The organism is Methanoregula sp. (assembly GCF_023227875.1).
In the GTDB taxonomy this organism is placed as follows: Archaea; Halobacteriota; Methanomicrobia; order Methanomicrobiales; family Methanospirillaceae; genus Methanoregula.
Window position 1 is genome coordinate 84293 of record NZ_JALOCH010000007.1, and the last position, 19406, is coordinate 103698.

General features: G+C 43.7%; 17 protein-coding genes. All 17 read right to left on the reverse strand.

The window, feature by feature from the left end:
* Positions 1 to 28: 28 nt before the first annotated feature.
* On the reverse strand, positions 29 to 1393 hold the full coding sequence (locus M0R30_RS08990; RefSeq protein ID WP_292546035.1) for a surface carbohydrate biosynthesis protein: 1365 nt from the start codon (positions 1391 to 1393) through the stop codon (positions 29 to 31).
* A 420-nt stretch (positions 1394 to 1813) separates the two neighbouring features.
* Positions 1814 to 2782, reverse strand: coding sequence for a hypothetical protein (locus M0R30_RS08995; RefSeq protein WP_292546037.1), 969 nt, complete (start codon positions 2780 to 2782; stop codon positions 1814 to 1816).
* Positions 2779 to 3519, reverse strand: coding sequence for a hypothetical protein (locus M0R30_RS09000; protein WP_292546039.1), 741 nt, complete (start codon positions 3517 to 3519; stop codon positions 2779 to 2781). Before M0R30_RS09000 ends, M0R30_RS08995 begins: the two co-directional genes overlap by 4 nt.
* On the reverse strand, positions 3519 to 4505 hold the full coding sequence (locus M0R30_RS09005; protein WP_292546041.1) for a polysaccharide deacetylase family protein: 987 nt from the start codon (positions 4503 to 4505) through the stop codon (positions 3519 to 3521). Before M0R30_RS09005 ends, M0R30_RS09000 begins: the two co-directional genes overlap by 1 nt.
* A gap of 19 nt (positions 4506 to 4524) precedes the next feature.
* Entirely contained in the window at positions 4525 to 5280 is a 756-nt protein-coding gene (locus tag M0R30_RS09010; protein ID WP_292546043.1) for a hypothetical protein, read from the reverse strand.
* Between the two features lie 239 nt (positions 5281 to 5519).
* Positions 5520 to 6233 carry an acylneuraminate cytidylyltransferase family protein gene (locus tag M0R30_RS09015; RefSeq protein ID WP_292546046.1) on the reverse strand — a complete coding sequence of 238 codons (714 nt, stop codon included), beginning with the start codon at positions 6231 to 6233 and terminating at the stop codon, positions 5520 to 5522.
* Positions 6230 to 7243 (reverse strand): Gfo/Idh/MocA family oxidoreductase, encoded by a 1014-nt coding sequence (locus tag M0R30_RS09020; RefSeq protein WP_292546048.1) that lies wholly within the window; start codon positions 7241 to 7243, stop codon positions 6230 to 6232. The genes M0R30_RS09015 and M0R30_RS09020 overlap by 4 nt, the downstream gene beginning before the upstream one ends.
* An 18-nt stretch (positions 7244 to 7261) precedes the next feature.
* The gene (locus tag M0R30_RS09025) at positions 7262 to 8803 is read right to left on the reverse strand and encodes a thiamine pyrophosphate-binding protein (RefSeq protein ID WP_292546050.1); all 1542 of its coding nucleotides are present in this window, start codon (positions 8801 to 8803) and stop codon (positions 7262 to 7264) included.
* Positions 8800 to 9750, reverse strand: a complete 951-nt coding sequence (locus M0R30_RS09030) for an NAD(P)-dependent oxidoreductase (RefSeq protein ID WP_292546052.1) — start codon at positions 9748 to 9750, stop codon at positions 8800 to 8802. The genes M0R30_RS09025 and M0R30_RS09030 overlap by 4 nt, the downstream gene beginning before the upstream one ends.
* 26 nt (positions 9751 to 9776) lie before the next feature.
* Positions 9777 to 10937, reverse strand: coding sequence for a UDP-N-acetylglucosamine 2-epimerase (neuC, locus tag M0R30_RS09035; RefSeq protein WP_292546054.1), 1161 nt, complete (start codon positions 10935 to 10937; stop codon positions 9777 to 9779).
* On the reverse strand, positions 10924 to 11925 hold the full coding sequence (locus tag M0R30_RS09040; protein WP_292546056.1) for an N-acetylneuraminate synthase family protein: 1002 nt from the start codon (positions 11923 to 11925) through the stop codon (positions 10924 to 10926). The genes neuC and M0R30_RS09040 overlap by 14 nt, the downstream gene beginning before the upstream one ends.
* 73 nt (positions 11926 to 11998) lie before the next feature.
* On the reverse strand, positions 11999 to 13051 hold the full coding sequence (gene pseI, locus M0R30_RS09045) for a pseudaminic acid synthase (protein ID WP_292546058.1): 1053 nt from the start codon (positions 13049 to 13051) through the stop codon (positions 11999 to 12001).
* Complete coding sequence (gene pseG / locus M0R30_RS09050) at positions 13051 to 14556, reverse strand: UDP-2,4-diacetamido-2,4,6-trideoxy-beta-L-altropyranose hydrolase (protein WP_292546060.1); 1506 nt, start codon at positions 14554 to 14556, stop codon at positions 13051 to 13053. Before pseG ends, pseI begins: the two co-directional genes overlap by 1 nt.
* A gap of 6 nt (positions 14557 to 14562) precedes the next feature.
* Positions 14563 to 15294 carry a glycosyltransferase family protein gene (locus M0R30_RS09055; RefSeq protein ID WP_292546061.1) on the reverse strand — a complete coding sequence of 244 codons (732 nt, stop codon included), beginning with the start codon at positions 15292 to 15294 and terminating at the stop codon, positions 14563 to 14565.
* Positions 15291 to 16436 (reverse strand): UDP-4-amino-4,6-dideoxy-N-acetyl-beta-L-altrosamine transaminase, encoded by a 1146-nt coding sequence (gene pseC / locus M0R30_RS09060; RefSeq protein WP_292546063.1) that lies wholly within the window; start codon positions 16434 to 16436, stop codon positions 15291 to 15293. The genes M0R30_RS09055 and pseC overlap by 4 nt, the downstream gene beginning before the upstream one ends.
* Positions 16437 to 16458: 22 nt before the next feature.
* A complete protein-coding gene (gene pseB / locus M0R30_RS09065) occupies positions 16459 to 17445 on the reverse strand; it encodes a UDP-N-acetylglucosamine 4,6-dehydratase (inverting) (RefSeq protein ID WP_292546065.1) in 987 nt (328 codons plus the stop codon).
* 122 nt (positions 17446 to 17567) lie between these two features.
* Positions 17568 to 19283 (reverse strand): ABC transporter ATP-binding protein, encoded by a 1716-nt coding sequence (locus M0R30_RS09070; protein WP_292546067.1) that lies wholly within the window; start codon positions 19281 to 19283, stop codon positions 17568 to 17570.
* Between the last annotated feature and the right edge of the window lie 123 nt (positions 19284 to 19406).

The window sequence follows — 19406 nt, forward strand, 5'->3', positions numbered from 1 at the left end:
ATTCTTTTTCATCGCGCGATCACACTCATCAAGGTTTATAAAAACAATAACAACTATTTTGCAGACCCCCTGCAGGATTAATAGGGATAATTTTTACGTCCGCGAATCGCCCTGATGCCTGTTGAAATTCTTTCAAAATGTCCTGTAATTCGTCTAATGTCAAACATGGAAATTTTTGGTTTAAATAAATATTCGGTTTTATGACATTCTTAATTAATATTTTATAATCCTGTAAGGTAGGACTGAATGGGAATATTGCCTCACTTTCTGGCATATCAAGTCGATCCAGAGCGTCCATAATTTTATCACAGGCCAGTTTACCCTCAATACTTGTGATGTATTCCGAAGCAAATTTCAATTGTTTTTCACGATCTAAATGAAAGTCTGTAACATTATTAATTATTGCATTCATTATATCCAATAATTCTTTTTCATTAAATGCCTGATAACTCACTTGATTTGGAAGCGGATGTTCAATTTCATCATCAACATAAGGTCTGTAAGAAATTGACGGCTTACTGAGAAGAAATGCTTCGATACCGGTCATACAATTATTGTGAATCATGACCTCAGATGCTAAAATCCACTCACTTGCATTACCCTCATATACGACTTTTACATTTTTCAAGTCTTTTGCTAATTCAATCCACGGGACATGGCTTTCCGAGGGATGTGGCCTAATGATTATGGTATGATTGGGGAATTTTTCTGATAGTAGGGGAATAAGATGAAGAAAATGGGGGAATAAATTCTTATGGTGGTCAAGGACTTGTCTCATAATGACTTCCTCTTCCACGGATTTAATTTTTTTACTTTTTATATAATGATCTATAACATTTTTAGTAACAACATGATTGTAAAATCCAAAATGGGTATTAATCAATATGATTTTGCCATATCTTTCGTGAATTTTCTGAATATTTATATTAAAAATATTCCGAAAATCGGGCCGCAACAGATCAAACCTTGGATTTCCAGATAGAATTATCTTCTCGCTTGGCCGGTTTAATGCCAAACAGATATCATCTGACTGACGTTTACCCCATGCGAAAATATAGTCAACAGCATCAAAAGTATCTACGTCAAGTCGTCTTCTGCGATAAAAATCTTCATGATAAATTAGTCCTTCTTCATCCCAACAAGACATTCGATGACCATAAAGGCGGACTCTTTTAATGGTATCCATTGTCCCTAGAGCCATATTTTGATTTATTATAACTCCAGGGGGTAACACCTCATACATACGCAACATGGGGAAAACGTGTCCAAGAGTTGCACCCCATCCTCTTTCTGCAGCAACACAGCAGAGTAATGCTTTGGCATGGAGTTCTCTGGCTTTTGTTTCAATATGGAGATGGAGCCAGTGACGTGAAGAAATGGTTGTTTTAATCATAAATTGTAATCTCCTTTAAACGAGTTATCTAATTCATAAATTATAAATTGTTACCCTCATCACCATGTTTAAAAAGTCGAAATTCGGATGATTCTGATCAACATTAGATTCTCTAATATAAATTAATCCAATCCCGCCGGTGATTTCATTTTTTACCGAACCTATTTGCTTGTCCCCATGCTTATCTTTTTTTCCTCCATGAATTTTGGATATTAATGCTCTGGAGAAAAACTCAAAGAAGTGTAATAGTAAGAACCTGTGTCTGTTACAGACAATTTTTTCCCTGCAATTTCTGTTTTCTGTATCGCGGATCTTCTTGCTTTAAATCCCCAGTACTTTCTTTTCACGACAGAAAACTTGTTTTCGATGAGTTGTCGTTCATGCTTCAGGTGCGAACTCTCTCATTTACGTTTTAACAAATTATAATTCTTCCTGAACCACCAAACCATCATTGTATTTGACTGTTCTTTTAGCCGCTTCGCTTAACTGTTGTGGTTGAGTTAGAAACCGGTCTCCTACTGCAACCAGATTTATGAGATCGATCCCATTTTGATCACAAATTGATTGAATATAAAGTGTCCCTCCATTAATTGCAACTGCAAGGTATCTTAGTTTTTCTCCTCGATTGATTCGGTATACCAAACCCCATTGATATGGGGCAAAAAGTAGATCTGGTTGAAAAAACACACTTTTAATCTTAATGGTCTTCCCTCGCCATGTGCTATACGCACCATCATATGGCACATCAAACGCCAAAATAAAAGATTCTAGATGATATCCATTCCAAGACCAGTCGATCCATCCATTCAGACTAGATTTTAGTCGTGGCCAATAGGTAGATAGATATTCTGGTTGTTTGGATAAATTTTTTAGATCCAAATTACCCTTGGAGTAACCAATACATGCATTGATACCAATATCTATCTGCTGTTTTTCATATTCCTGAATGAAATCCAAAGGTGTACGACAGGATGACGAATAAATGAATTCTTGCACTTGTAATATTGAACCCGCATCAGGATTCTTATGCATTTTATGAATTATCGCAAATCCGAGTCTTTTACGATTCATGATCTGCCATGAAACAATTGTTCCCCCGCGATCCTGCGGTAGAGAGGTACCATGGATATTAAATATCCCATACGGTTCAAATGCTTGTAAAAAGGCGTCATCAAAAATCCAAGGCGCTGCCGCAGATAGTCGAAAACCAGATTTACAATCTGACAACAGTGCCTTTTTTAGTTCATTTGCCGAATTTACTTCGGTGAAAATATCTTTATCGAAATCAATTGGGCAATTATTTCCATAAACATGAAATTCGCACTTTTGTTTTCGCAAGCCATTCGCTATTCCAACAATAATTGATTTATTTCCAATGAGTTGTATCATGATAAATCAAAATCGTATTTATTTGCATATGCATTTATTGCTTCATAACCTGATCCATAAAAACGTCCAAGCCAAACCGGTCGTATCTCAGATCCAAATAATAATTTAAATTGGGAAATACCCGCTTTAGAAGGATCATCAGGATCGATCCCGCCAAGATCAAGCATTGCGATATTATTCCTCACTGCATAACGAGTTAACTCATGCACAACCATTCGCGATGCAGCTGAGATCATAGACTTCGGAAGGTCGTGGTATATATCAGAACGACGCCTGCTAAAGATCCTTCCCACTCGTAATACACCATTACCTGAATAAACACTCATCCCCGCAATCAACTCTTCTTTGTAGCGTACGCAAACGGTCAGACTGGCGAGTAACTCTTCGGGGGGGACTGGTTTCCACTGCCTTTCCTTTTCACACAACATATGAAATGAATAAAGCTCATCGGGCGGTGTACAGTTAATTTCTACTTTATATTCAGTTGTTCGATAGCTACGTCTTACTTCATTGCGAGTTATTTTCCGATAGGTTAATATCTGATCCTCTTCGTTAGCCCTCACAAAAATCAGGGCACATTGCTTGTTAATTGAGGTAATCCCCTCAATTTTGGGCAATTCACTATAACTTGCAACAGTAAAGTAATCCACATGTTCCATATAATTCTGAAGTTCCTCTTCGCTAAATGAATCTCCAACAAAACGTGCATACGATCCGACGGGTAACTTGACTATCATTATTTCCTCCCGGTCCTGAACCATGTGGCATGCTTTAGTCCTGTCCAGAATTCTTCATCATTAACGATACAATTTTTCCCGCCAGGAACATCATTGTTTGAGAAACGTCCGATAAACATCGGAGCATCAATAGTTATATTTCCAGTTCTCTCCATTGTAAATGCAAATCGGATATTTTTTTTCTGGGCATGTTCGGCAACATCTATGCTGCAAGCTTCTCGAAAACCATAGGGGTAACTGAGCGAAACAATTTTCTCCCCGGTCCATTGGTGAAGCTTTTGAATAGATATATCAAAATCCCTTTTTGCAGTCGCATCATCCTGCAAGCCAAGCGGCAGGTGCTCATGGCCATGCGTCCCGATGGCACCGGCCTTTGCAAGTTCTGCAACCATTTTTTTAGTCATATAGAGGTCTTTACTTATTCGACGCTCATTAAAACCAAGCATTTCGAAACACTGATCAACAACACATATCCGCTCGGTTTCATTAAGCACATAATTGAGAAAATACTTTAATTGTGCATCTTCTTCAGAATCATATCGATATACCTCCTTCGCTTTCTGTTTGGAGGGAAAAGTTAGGGAACACCCTCGGTTCTTTAAAATACTGATTAAGATATCCAAAAAACGTTCCGGTGGCGTATAAGCCCGAATAATATGAATTTTATGAACCGTTGGAACAAAATTTTCTTCAATCGGTCTTGTATTGACAAAAAAAATCGCTGGAATTCCTTTTTCTTTTAGTATTGGCCACGCTAATTCATATTGCTCTTTAAACCCATCATCAAAAGTAATGACCACTGCTTTCGGAGGGAGACTCTTTGTCCCATCGATTATATCACAAATATCATCACTGCCAAGAAATTGGGCCGTTTTTCCAAGAATATCCAACTGGTCGGAAAATTCTTTTGGCGTAACCCCAAAGATACTTGGAAACGGGGCGTCGAATGTCTTTCGGATATAGTGAAAGTTTACAGCAACCAGCATACACCCTCACCTCACAGTACTATTTTTTCCCCGAATAAGCTTCATAACCATAAATATTCTTTTTTCCAAGACGGTCTTCAGTCAATTCAAATGTGGTGATATCTGGATCTGTATGGTATTGAACCTCATATGGTCTTTTCAGCATTCTTTGTAAAAAGCGAGCATTGTTGGTCCTGCCATCAACGACCATGAAAAAACCCGGAAGAAGCGTTGATTCATATTTAAGTATATCTCCGGACATTACCGTTCTGGTCGGATTTTTATAAGATATGCCGTGAATACTGCCTTCGACATTCATGGGATCTGGCCCGTCCAGATAAACAAAGTCAGGAACAACATCAGGAAGTTCGTCATAAAAGTGACATACCTGTCCTTGGTACTCAGCGATATGGACCTTTGAAAAGGTGATTTTTGAGAAATCAGAAAGGTCTGCAAGTTTAATCTTGTTATGAGTATTATCTTTCCATACGTCAGTTGTCTCGATCGATACAATTGATGGTTTCTCGTATTGCGGGGATGCCGCGATTGCATGATATTCGTCCCAGTTCTGTTTTAGTGCATATGCCATGACTATTGTACTAAACCCGGAGCCGAACTCAAGTATGGAAAATGGTTTGCGCTCTCGCACAACCAGATACAGGTGGGCAAGATCGGAATAGTTGGCGGAGATTTCCTTTTGGTTCCCCTGAACCAATCGGTCAATAACACCATATTTTTCCAGCAAATCTTTAGCTTGGGACTCAGTAAATGCTTTAAAATTTTTGTGTCTTTTCATTCCAATTCCCCCATAGTTGAATAATACCTGACTATTTCAATTGAAATTCCAATATTCGATTTCCATATTATATGGTCTAATTCTACAAATCAAGGAACTCCACCTGAATAATTATGAGAGTTAAAATTATGAGAGTTCATAAGATATATTTTTTGAAAAATTAAGTTCTCATTCTTATGGATAATGCCAAATAATCATTATTGTGATAATCCAATGAGTGCATACAGAAGATCGATTTTTTATCGGTTCTCCCTTGACAGTAACCATTCTGCCATCTCTAAATCAAACGGCTCATCAACATTTACTACTGGACGATTTACGACGATCGCAACCGCATCCCGGTCAATGACCCACCCCTTGTCCACAAGGTGCTTTCGCGTCACGGCGTAGCATAACCCATTCCGGTGGTAATAATGTGGAATACCCTGACGCAGACTGTGTTTTGCTCCATCGGGCAGGTAGAAACCAAGTATTCCCCGTTCATCAATGGTCAGGGTTTTATGGGGCGTATAGTGTGCAGCAGTTAATGATACCGTAGCTGCAGCAGGGGCACCCTCGTCCACAACAACCCGGACAGTACGTTCAACATCCTCTGTGCAGCGCAATGGACTCGTCGGTTCTAATAACACTGAAACATCGAAATGCATATTATAATGTGTCTCCGCAGCGAGCCACGCATGACGCCACATACTTACGGTTGTTGCCGTATCACTAGCAAATTCATTGGGTCGCATGAAGGGTACATCCAGACCATGCCGCCGGCCCTCGTTCGCGATCTCTTCATCATCCGTAGACAATATCCGAGCGTCCAGCCAAGGTAGTGAAGATGCGATCCTGCCCGCTCTTCCAACAAGAGTGAGCCCCCCAACGATACATATATTCTTATGGGGAATTGATTTTGATCCTCCCCGAGCCGGAATAACCGCCAGGATTGTCTTGCCCGACAGGCTCATTGAATCGGCTCCTTATTCAGAACGACGGTCCGATCCTCAGCGCTGCTGGTACGGATTGCCTCAATAATATCCATAACGCGGACACCATCGTCAAGAGTGCAGGTACGGATCGGAGCGCCATTCACGACATCGAGAAACTCACGTGCTACCGACATAAACATGTCATTTCTATCGAAAGAAAAAAATTCTTCATCCCAGGTTTGGCTGGATTTGTTTCCAATAGCGATACGGTTCGGTTCTACTGACCACAGAATCGTTCCCTTTTCACCAATAAAGCGGATAAATTTTTCATGGGGCCGGCCATACAGATCGAGATGAATTGTGATTCGAAGATTGTTCGGATAGGTAAGATGAACATCAACGTTATCGTCAGTCTCAATTTCAAGATCTGAGATCAGTTCTACCCGGCCGGAGAGCTTCTCCGGCAAACCGAAGAACCATACCATGAGGTCGATCCAATGACTCTCATCCAGTAGTGCACCTCCTCCTTGAGCTGCGCTGGCCATAAAGAAATCCTGATATGGCTCCCAAGGATGCCAGTCTGCGAGATGAGCCGACATGTGGAATTGGACGTGCAGTATACGGCCAATCCTTCCTGCCATTACCAGTTCGCGAACCCGGGCAAGCGGTGGCCACCAGCGCCATGTGTATCCCAACAGCACGGGGAGACCGGTACTTCTCATGACATCCACCATTCGACGAGCATCAGCTGCAGTCCGGGCAGGGGGTTTCTCCAAGAGTACAGGCAATCCGCGACTCAATGCTTTGATTGTCTGTTCCGGATGGAAAGCGGTTGGAGAACAAATAATCACACCGTCCAAATCCGTAATGCTCAAGGCATCAGCCAGATTACCAAAACTCTGCACCACAGGCATTCCAGAGGCTAGTTCCAAACATCGATCGTGGTTCGGATCAAAACAGGAAATCCGACAACCCAGTGCAATGAGGTTCTTTGCATGCCGTTTACCTACACTGCCGCATCCCATAATCAGAAAATGTCGATGAATCATGATGAATCGTCCATTTTTTCATCGGATACCTTTTACCATCGCCACGTATAAATCGGGATCGAAAGAAATTTCAAGAAATGCCGGCCCGTTATCCGGATTCCAGCAGGTCAAGGCATCGTTTACGTCTGCTATTGTCTCTGCATGTGTTGCTGTGAGGCCTAATGCAGTTAGCACAGGCACCCACGACCGATCTTCAAGGATAAGGGGTTCCTGCGTCAGGCCCGCCTTTATTGCCCGGGTGCGGATAGAGCCGAAAGCTCCATCACTCATCAGTATGACCATGAGTGGTAAATGGTGACGGACTGCCAAGGTGATTTCAGCGAGATACATCCCGATGCTTCCATCTCCCAGAAAAACAACCGTGGGTACAGAGGAATCATAAAGGGCGGCGCCAAGGGCCATGGGAAGACCGACCCCCATATATCGCCCTTGGCCTGATAACAGACACCAATCTGATCGACGCGCCAACCAAGCATGCTCACCGATAGTACAGAAATATCCAGTGTCCATTACAACACGAACACGACCTTTAAAATGGTTATTCACGGTATGAAAAACCTGTCCCGGAAGAAAGTTCTTATCCATCGTGGAATGGAGATGTGTCAGTATTTCAGCGAGGAGATCCAGTCCCCATGATTTCCCATTGAGAGCTTCGAATGCAGGTTGCGCTGCAAGTAAACCCGCACGAGCAGAGAAAGAGAATCCCTCATATCCGGGTGTATGTACCGCATCAATCGCAACTGAGGTGCACGGAAAAGGTTTTGCAGCAAGGACTTCACGGGCAGTCAGCCCGAGAGCGATAACGAGGTCGGATTTGCGAAATAAATGCGATTCGGGAGTCTGGTTCTCTCCAACACCGGTAAACACTCCTGCTGCACTGGGCAGGGTTTCGTCAATGACTCCTTTGGCCGCAGCGGTACTAAAAACCGGAACCTGAAGTGCTGCTAATTTCTTTCCCCAACCTTGCCGCTCGGCAAGGGTACCGGCAATCACAATCGGTCGTTCCGCCTGGGAAATTGCTTTCACTAGATCATCAACCGATCCGGTGAGGGGGGGATCTCTCGGGAGGGGGACTTGCCGGGATTTCGATTCGGTGAGTTCGAAAACCACAGGACCAGGTACTTCAGATTCAGCCCAATCGCTCATATCCCTTAAATACGGCCCATCAGATCCTGTTCTGCATATTCCTTTAGTTACACTGTTTACCAGGGTGAAATGATCGAGCCGTTTATGTGCTTGGGAAAAAGGAGAATTTTCCGGAAATGCCTCCGTCAGATGGACAACTGGCATGGATTCAAACCATGCTGTAGCTAATCCCGGAATTGAATTGGCCAGTCCCGGACCCTTGATAGACAATGAGATACCGGCCCGGCCCGACAGTTTTCCAATTGTTGCCGCCATGATGACCCCTGATCCTTCGAAACGGGTCAGATGAAATGCGATATTCTTTTTCCTGAATGCATTGATCAGATCGAGCGTTGCCCCGCTTCCGGGAATGCCAAATACCCTCTCAACACCCTGTTTTGCCGCTTCATCGGCCATCTGGTCAAATGAGATCAACAGGATTCTCCGTTCAAAAGCGTTTCACGAATTTTTTTTGCTGCATGACTGCATACGAACCGAACTGAGTCTGGGCTGAATCCACCACAATGGGGGGTGATCAAGATATTATCGTGTTCCCGAGAGTACAATACAAGGGGATGATTTTCAATATCCGGTTCGCCAGTCAGGACGTCCAGACCTGCACCGTGGATACGCCCTGAACGTAATCCATCGAGAAGTGCAATTTCATCAACAATCGGACCCCGTGAAGTATTGATCACGATGGCGCCAGGTTTGATCCTTTCGAGTAGTGCACGGGAAACCAAACCTTCAGTCTCAGATCCCAAGTGAACATGTATTGAGATAAAGTCACTAGTCTCCATTACTGATTCTAATGATGCAGGCTGAATTGTATCAGGCCACTCAGTGAGATAGGGGTCATATCCAATTACATCCATTCCAAAAGCACGGGCATACCGGCTCATCCATCCTCCGATACGGCCACACCCGATGAGGCCCAGCCGGCGTCCTCGTAACATGATTCCCGGAAACTCTTCACGCACCCATTTTCCTTCGGAAACATGCGATATGGCTGCAGGAAGTCGACGGGCACAGGCCAAGAGGAGAGCCCAAGAAAGTTCAGCTGCAGGTGTGATGTTTTGCAGGAGTTCCGGATCCTCTTTTAATGTCCGAACGGAAATACCACGACGGGTGATTTCACTACGATCAATATGATCTGAACCGGTTGTCGCACAGGAGATTATCTGCAATTTTGGGGCAGATGCAATCATTGTGTCGGTAATATGAACTTTCATCGATGCATCAAGGACGGCATCTGCATACGGTAATGCACTTGAAAATGCGCCAGCATCTGCTGTGATATGCTTAACGTCGGCAATATCATGTAAAATCTCATATGATGCTTCATATCCTTCCGGGGATCCGAGATATATGACGCGCTTCATTTCAAACAACCTCATGTTTCTTCAGGTTAGTAAGATATTTTTTTTGAGAATTTTAATTCAACTTTACTCAGGAGATCTGCAATTATCTCACCGGCACATCCGCCACCGTACACATGACTTTTTTCGGAAGGTCCATTCTGGATCTGCTTTCTTATAGCGTCTACTATCAATTTGCGGTCATAATCAACATCAATTACATTATTTCCACGATCACGTCCGTCCTGCCGCGTTCCAATATTTACAACGGGAACACCCATATAAGCACATTCCCTGATACCCACACTGGAATTCCCAATTAAACAAAGACTATTCTTCAATATTTTTAAAAAGTGATCTGGTTCCATATTTTTGAAAAAATGTATGGGTGCATCTGGATGTCTTTCACGGAATGCACGTATCCCTTTGCTTGTACCATCAGAACCGGCATCCACATTAGGCCAGAACCAGAACGTCGGAATATTCAAAATCTGAATGGCGTGTAGTGTTTCCTCAACATTTTTTTGGGATGCATCATATTCCGTGGTAACCGGGTGTTGTAATACAACAAGATAGCCGTCATTAAATGTGCATTTTCCAGTACCTACTCCGCCATAAACGGTAAATGGATCAAAATCCAGCTCTGGATTCTGTAATACCTTGTCCGCAAGATCAATTGATGGACACCCCGTATTAAAAACTAATCGCGGATCTTCCCCCAGTTTTATCACACGATCATACGCCCCTTGAGAAGAAACAAAGTGGTAGTCCGCTAACTTTGTTATGGCATGCCGGACTTTCTCATCGATGTTACCGGTAACCTCTCCACCTTGGATGTGTGCGAGAGGTATATTCATGTATGCAGCACAAATCGCGGTTGCCATAGTCTCAAACCGGTCCGCGACAGTAACAACAATATCAGGTTTGATATTATCAAATATCGTTGATAGCTCCAATATGCCAACACCAGTTGTTTTTGCAGCAACCGCAAGATTTTCTCCTTCAATCACGTTAAATACCCGTGCAGTGATAGTGAAGCCATCTTTTTCAATATAATTGCTGACAGTTCCATATCGATCAAGTAATGCTGAGGCAGCAACAATTAGCTGAAGCTCCAGATCCGGGTGATTTTGTATTGCCTGCAATGCGGTCTTTATTCGGCTGTACGATGGTCGGGCTGTAATCACAACACAAATTTTACGTTTTTTCATTGAGATCGGACTCTTTGAGGAAATTCCCCTTTTTTAAATCGTTTTTTAGGGATCTTCCGAGAACTTTTTGATATTCCCGTGCATCAATCCCGCAGTTTTTTGGTTTTTTCGATTCCAGTATATCTTCTGATATGATTTCGCCAGATTTAAGATCACGGTTGATCGCCAGTGATTTTTCAAAAATTTTTTTCAGGACACCCGTGATAATCACATTTTTATCGATACGGCTATTACAGGCCACATTAATGTCATGTGAGCCCGTGACAACCATTTTTACTTGGTCTATCGTGAGTGATGCACAGGTATCTGGACCAAACATGCGCTTGTCAAAAACGACATGGAACTCCAATACTTCTGCTCCCAGCGTAGTTGCTGCAAGGCAGGCATAAATGTCACCAGAGTGATCGCTGTAACCTACGGGTACATGGTATCTCTCCTTTAATTCAGGGATAACATTTAAACCCCAGTCTTGCGGTTTGGCAGGGTATGCTGAAGTGCATTGGAGGATTGTAAGTGGATTCTTAAAATGTTTTAATAACTCAACAGCTGAATCGATCTCACTGAATGAACTCATCCCCGATGACAAATAAACCGGTTTACCAGTTCGTGCGATCTTTTGTAACATCAGGAAATTATTGACTTCCCCGGATCCAATTTTATATGCGCCTACACCGATCTGCTCCATCATATCTACTGAAGCATTACTGAATGTTGATGGGATGAAATTCAACCCTTTCTTTTCACAGTGTTTTTTTAATTCTGTCCATTGCTCCGTAGTGAACTCCATCCGTTTCCAGTAATCATATCTGGTTTGATCTTCATAGGAAAAATTCACACGGAATGGCTCAAAAACACTGCTCTCTGCATCAGCAATATGAACTTGAAATTTAACAGCATCAACACCCGTTTCAGCAAGCGCATCGATATATGAATGTGCAATACCAAGACTCCCCTCATGGGCTTGGCCGATTTCTGCAATAATATACACAGAATTGTACCTCCTTGAATGTGTAAAATCTTTTGTAATCATTCAAATTGGATATGCCTCTTTGTCTTTGCAATCACATTATTAACTTCCATTCTAATGGGGTACCTTTTTTAATATTTTTACTTGCGGTTTTCCCAAGAATGGCCGTAATCTTTTTAGGCGCGATCCCGTAACCGGGTCGAATCGATCGCACATTCTCCTCTGTAAATAACTCCCCTTTCTTCATATCCCTGACAACGAACAACGATCTCCGGAACACCCGGCTCGCCTTTTCATGCTCGCTCACTTCATAACTAATATGCCCAAGTGCCTTCTCGGTTTCACGAACCGCCACAACCATCGCTTTAAACTCCTGCGGTTCAAGGGAGAAACTGCTATCAGGACCAAGGGTCTTCCGGGAAACGGTGAGGTGCTTCTCGACGATACAGGCCCCCAGCGCAACTGCGACAACAGGAACCGTTGTACCAAGCGTGTGATCGGAGATCCCCACGGGAACATGGAAGGTTTCCACCATGTCGGGGATCGTCTTCATGTTCATGTCCTCCGGGAGCGCCGGGTAGGTGCTCGTGCATTTCAGGAGCGAGATCTGATCGTTGCCTTCCTGACGAATCGCCGTGATCGCGTCTTCGATCTCTTCCCGCGATGCCATGCCGGTAGACATGATGATCGGTTTGCCGGTCCGGGCGATGGTACGAATCAGGGGGATGTCAACGATCTCGAACGAGGCAATCTTATACGCGGGGACGTTCATCTCCTGTAAGAATTCCACGGATGTCGGATCAAACGGGGTCGAGAAGAGATCGAGATCCAGAGAATTCGCAATCCTCTTGAGATCCGGCTGCCAATCCCACGGGGTGTAGGCTTCACTGTAAAGCTCATAGAGATTCTTTCCCTCCCACTGCGTTCCTTTGCCGATCCGGAAGAATTCATTCGTGCAGTTGAGCGTGAGTGTGTCCGGCGTGTAGGTCTGGATCTTAACCGCATCGGCTCCTGCCGATTTTGCTGCATGAATAAGTTTCTCTGCTTCCTGGAAATCCTGTTTGTGGTTCGCGGAAAGCTCGGCAATGATGTAGACTGGGTTTCCCTGTCCGAGGTTATGCTTCCCAATCTTTATCATATCCCCCATCAGTCATCACCTCGCCGTTGTTTCATAAGGTATGCTTCTTGGTTCTCGACGCTCGTTCTCTCATCATAGGTGTAGCCGGCTTTCGTGAACGCTCTGATTGAAGATTCATTCCCCGTTTTAATAAAAGCATGCACTTCGCGGACCGGGGTCCGGGCGAAAAGTATCCGCGTCGCGATCCCGATGACCCGTGATCCCAAGCCTTTGTTGCGGGAAGCGGATTCAATAAGCACCGAGATGACTGCATGGTCGTCTTCGATCCGTAAACGGGCTTGCCCGACCGGGTGATCGTGTTCGTCGATTGCAATGAAATAGTGGAGATCCTTATCGGCAAGCACGGAAGAGAACCAGGCCTCGTGCTCTTTTGGGGTGATCAAGTGTGGCCGGAATGATCGGGCCCGTACTTCAGGCTCATTAATCCACCGGTAGATCAAATCGGAGTCATTTTCCCGGACCTTTCGCAATCTCACAGATTCGTTTTTCAGGATCATCGTGACACGTGAGGCACCTTCCCCATCAACGAGAGCACGCATCCGCCGGGACTGGCCCTGTCGTGTCTTCTCTGAGGACAACAGTTCGGAAATTTTCTTTAGACCAGCATATGGGTTAAAAAGATCCTCACTTGTCAGCCGTTCTGCCATTTCCTGTGCGACCAGCGCATCGACAACCCGGGCCTGGTTGTCGGCAGAGGTATAGAGCAGCGAGGGAAGCCCCATGAAGGCAAGTTCCCAGCAGGTCGATCCACCGGCCGTGATCGCTACATCCGCCCAGGCTATAAGTTCGGGCATGTTACTGACATTTTTCCGGATCGAGAAACAATGCAGGTCCGCGACGATTGACTGGAGTCCCTCAAAATGCGAATAAATCCCCCCGGTAACGACGATCACTTCGAGGTCTTCGATGGCGGCATTCCGAAGGATTTTCGTCACGGCACCAGTGAGATCATTTGGGTCCCCTCCGCCGAATGTGATTAGAATCCGACGTGCGACCGGAGGAATTATCCTCCGATATCCCGCCCAAATTAGAAATTCTCTTCTTAAAAGTGCATATTTTGTACCGAGCAGAAACTTTGTGTAGGATTCATGATTCTTATAAAACGACATCTCTGCATAGATATTCTGGTTGAGGACAATATCAGCATAATAATGCTCTGCATGCCCGTAATCATCAATAAAAAGGATATTGCAATTATGTGCTTTCAATAGTCTCTGATACTCCGCATCAAATTGGTACCCATCAACAACAACCCATGAGGCTTCAATTTTTTTTGCATATTCAACAGTAGTTGCAGCATCTTCTTTACTCCCCGGATGATCTGTGAGAGTGAGAACATTCATGCCCTCTGTCCGGATGCGTTGTTCAAGAGAGGGAGAACCCGGCACCATGAGAAAAGTAACCGTTCCACCATTGTCCTGCCAGGCTTGAGCTAGTGCAAGACACCGCATCACATGGCCGGTACCGATGAGGGTATTTGCATCGGCACGGATAAGAAGCGTATTTACGGTCATACAGGTTTAGATTGTCTTTTGCAGAATCTCTTTGTTAATCTCAAGTAGTTCGGGATGTTTTTGTAGCAAATCGAGAACATCTGTCCATGAAAACATACTCTCACCAAAACGGTGGTAAACCTGATTGACAAACTCAAAATCTTCCGGCGTATCCACCGTCCATCGCATCGATGAAAGATCCTGTTCATTATTCACTTCACTGATTCTGAATTTATCGGGATTGCGATAAATGTAAGGAGTAACATGTTCACGATACGCCGGATTAAGCTCTTCCTTCCAGCACCGTTCCAATGCTGAAAAACTCATCACTTCCGTATCAAGGCCCCGGGGATACGTGCGTAGCGGAAATGTATTTGATACATAATCGATATCCGGTTCCGATGTTAAGAATTTTTCAATAATTTTATCAATAATTTTCGGCTCAATCAATGGACAATCCGAAGTAATCCGCACAATGGTTTTCGCGTGATATTCCCGCGCAGCCTGGTAGTAGCGATCCAGTACATCATTCTCGCTGCCGCGGAAAAAATTCCATTCATTATCACGGCACAATGAAATAATTTTTTCATCAGCGGTTTTTGTTGTAGTAGCAATAACGATATCGTCAATTTTTTTGGATCTCCGGATACGTTCAATATCCCGGACCAACATCGGTTTGCCGGCAAGATCCAAAAGGACTTTCCCAGGAAGTCGCGTACTGCCCATCCTTGCTTGAACAATAGCGATTATTCCCGTCATGAATTTCCCTGGATTACTTTTTGAACAGTCGTAATTACCTGAGTTACATCATCGTCAGTCATCCGGGGAAACATGGGAAGGGAGATCTCGGCCCGGTAATATTCTTCCGCAATCGGATAATCTCCCTCACGGTATCCAAATACCTCCTGGTAGTACGGTTGCAGATGAACCGGAATATAATGGACCTGACAGAAGATACCTTGTTCACGGAGATCCAGGAAAACTGACTTGCGATCTATTCCTGACACCCTGATGGGGTAGAGGTGATAGGCGTGTCGTGATTGGGCTGCCTTGGGCACAGGGGGAATGATTATGTTTGGACGGTCACGGAACGCGTCATTGTACATCTTGGCAATTACATTCCTCCGGGCGATAAAGTGCTCTAGTTTTTTCATTTGGGATAGGCCCAGAGCACACTGCAAATCGGTTATCCGGTAATTGTAACCGAGCTCCTGCATCTCGTAATACCACGGGCCGTCATTTTTTATCAATCGCCGGGGGTCCTTCGTAATTCCATGGCTTCGGAATAATTGAAGTCTCTCCGCAAAATCCTCACGATTGGTAGTGATGATCCCGCCTTCTCCCGTGGTGATATGCTTGACCGGATGGAAACTGAACATGGTCATGTCAGCCTCACTGCCGACCCGGGTTCCCTCCCTCATTGCACCCAGTGCATGGGCAGCATCCTCAATGACAACAACATCGTGATCTGCCGCAATTTCCATAATTACTGGAAGATCAACCGGATACCCGGCCATGTCAACAGGTGCAATCACCTTCGTCTTTTCTGTGATTACTTCTTTGATACACTGGGGATCAATGCAGTACGTTCCCATATCGATATCGACAAACACCGGATGAGCACCTTGATATGCCGCAGAATTCGGCGTTGCCACGAACGTGATGGGGCTTGTAATCACTTCGTCTCCCGAAGTTATTCCCGCGGCAAACATTGCACCATGGAGTGCGGAGGTACCTGAATTAAACGCAACCGCGTATCGTGAACCGACGTACTCGGCGATCTCCTTTTCGAACCGCTCAATCATCGGTCCCTGCGTGAGCCAGTCGCTTTTCAATACAGAACATACTGCATTGATATCAGTATCATCAATCCATTGTGATCCGTAGGGAATCGTTTTCATGAGTATTGGTACTTTTTCCATCTCAATGAGATGATGATGTGATCATGCGGTTGAGATCGTCAATACTCAGCCAGTGAGTATTGTTATCACTACTGTAGCGGAAACCTTCCGGCAATACCCGTCCGCCACCAGTAGAGTCGTTCTTTTTCCAGAATTTTAGTTCAGGCTCGATGATATAGTATGTTTCATACTCTTTCGTATGCCGTGCTTCATCATCAGTGAGAAGAATTTCATGCAGTTTTTCCCCGGGTCTGATGCCGATAACATCGATCTTTGCATCGGGAGCCATTGCACGTGCCAGATCGGTCACTTTCATACTGGGAATTTTCGGGACAAATATTTCCCCGCCATTCATTATCGGAAGGCAATTTCTTACAAACTGAACCCCTTCTTCGAGGGTCAGCCAGAATCTGGTCATTCGTTCGTCGGTGATCGTGAGTCGCCCTGTTTTTTTCTGTTCCTGGAAGAGGGGAACCACGCTCCCCCGGCTTCCTACAACATTTCCGTATCGGACACAGGAAAACTTTGTATGCCGATCACCGCCGGTATAAGAATTTCCCTGAACAAATAATTTTTCTGCAACCATCTTTGTCGATCCATACAGGTTGACAGGATGGACAGCTTTATCGGTGCTGAGAGCGATGACCCGGTCAACATTATTATCGATTGCGGTATTGATGATATTGATGGTTCCATTGATATTGGTCTTCACTGCTTCAATGGGATTGTATTCACAGGCAGGTACCTGCTTGAGAGCAGCAGCGTGGACAACGATATCCACACCATTCATCGCTCTTGAAAGCCGTTCTTTGTCCCGGACGTCTCCAATAAAAAACCTGATGCGATCATCGAGAAACATTTTTTCTGTTTCGTACTGAAGCAATTCTCCCCGCGAATAAACACGGATGCTATGTGGATTATCTTCACGCAATAACGTTGCCAGAAACGTTCTTCCAAATGAACCTGTGCCTCCGGTTATCAAAACGGTTTTATCATCAAATTCTTTCATCGAACACCATCCTTACTATTTTCAATTATGCATATTAATTTTTCAGGATAAAATTTCAAATCAATTGTTTTTTTTCCGAAAGGGGTCATATTATTGTGAAATATCTCATTTCGCAAATACATTCATCCTTCCGATTCATATAACTCATAATACCGTCCCTTCTTTGCCATAAGTTCATCATGATTCCCGCACTCTACGATTTTTCCTTTGCTCATAACGTAGATTGTCTCTGCCTTCCGGATGGTTGAAAGCCGGTGAGCAATAATAAACGTGGTAATCGTCCCGGATATCTGATTGATTGAATCCTGAACGATCGCCTCGGATGTGTTATCAAGGTTGCTTGTTGCTTCATCAAGCACCAGTATTTCTGGCGACCTGACAAGTGCACGTGCAATGGCAATCCTCTGTTTTTCGCCACCCGACAATTTGAGTCCCTGGTCTCCTACTATCGATTGATAGCCGTCGGGCAGGCCCGATATGAATGTGTGAATATTTGCCCTTTTTGCTGCCTCAATGATTTGTTCCTCGGAAAAATCACCACTAAATGCAATATTCTCACGGATAGTTGTGTTATAGATAAAGGTATCCTGACTCACATAGCCAACCTTACGAAGAATTGTTTTCAGGTCGTACTCACGCAGGTCGATATCATTGATGAGGATTCTGCCCTTTTTTAAATCATAATACCGGAGAAGTAAGGATACAATTGTAGATTTTCCTGACCCGGATTGACCTACGAGCGCGGTTATTTTATTTCTTTTTATTGTCAGATTAATGCCATCGATCAACTCCTGATCATTATGATACGAAAAACTTGCATCCTTAAATATAATATCAGAGGTAAGAACGTCAAATGATTTCGTGCCGCGTCGGATTGTATGGTACCGGGAATCATTCAGGAACTGGTAAATCCTTTCAAGATCGGGATATTCATCCATCACGATCATATACTGCGAACTAATTCCCTGTAATCTTGGAAGGATTTTTAATACAGAATAAGCAAATGTCCCAATGAGGGGGATCACATACATGAACTGCTCTTCATAAATATAATAGAAAAATATAACAACCAGTGCTATTGCTGAAAAAAAGAAAAAATGAAGTGTTGCACTCGGCAAATTCTTAATGAAACTAAGCTTAACGAATCTATTCCAGTAATTTCGAAGGGCCACATTATACTTTTTCTGCCAGTATGCATCACCATCAACGGACCGTATCTGTCTCAATCCCTGAATGTACTCGTTGATTACTTCGTTCTCAGACTGGACAGAGAGTAATTGAAGAGTTCCCAGACGATATGCCACACGTTTGCCGATGAATTGAACAATCAGAACAAACAGAATTCCAACGAAGAGCAACAGGGCAACACCCGTAGGGGATACCAGAAACATTGCAACAAGTATTGTCAGAATTACAACGATTTCGGAGAAAATTATCGTTGATGTCTCGATAAATTGCTTAATTCTTGCCGGTGCCGAGATAACCGCATACTGGATATCACCTCTCCGGTTATCTACATAGAACCGATAATCACTATTAATGAGTTTTTTAAAGATGGATCCTTTGATCTTTATTATAATTGCCTTTGTGAGATATAACGATAAATATTTATAAATCAGCGTAACAACAAACGTCAGAAAAACAAAGACAATAAACAAAAGACTGAACGCAACAACCTCTGGCAGATGAATTGTATTACGTACAGCGGCATACAATGGTTCAAAAAACGGAATGCCTGCATCTTGTAAATTAAAAGATGCATTCAATATTGGATAGAGGAGGACAATCTGGAAGGTCTCCATGAGACCAAGAATTATACTCAAAAAGAGAAGGGCCAACAGATATTGCCTGAAATCCTGTGCGTAAAAAAATAGGATATGAAGGGCATTACGAAAATTATTCTGGGATACTCTTATATGCTCTATAAAACCCGTTTTTGTTCGAGAAATCTCATCAGGTGC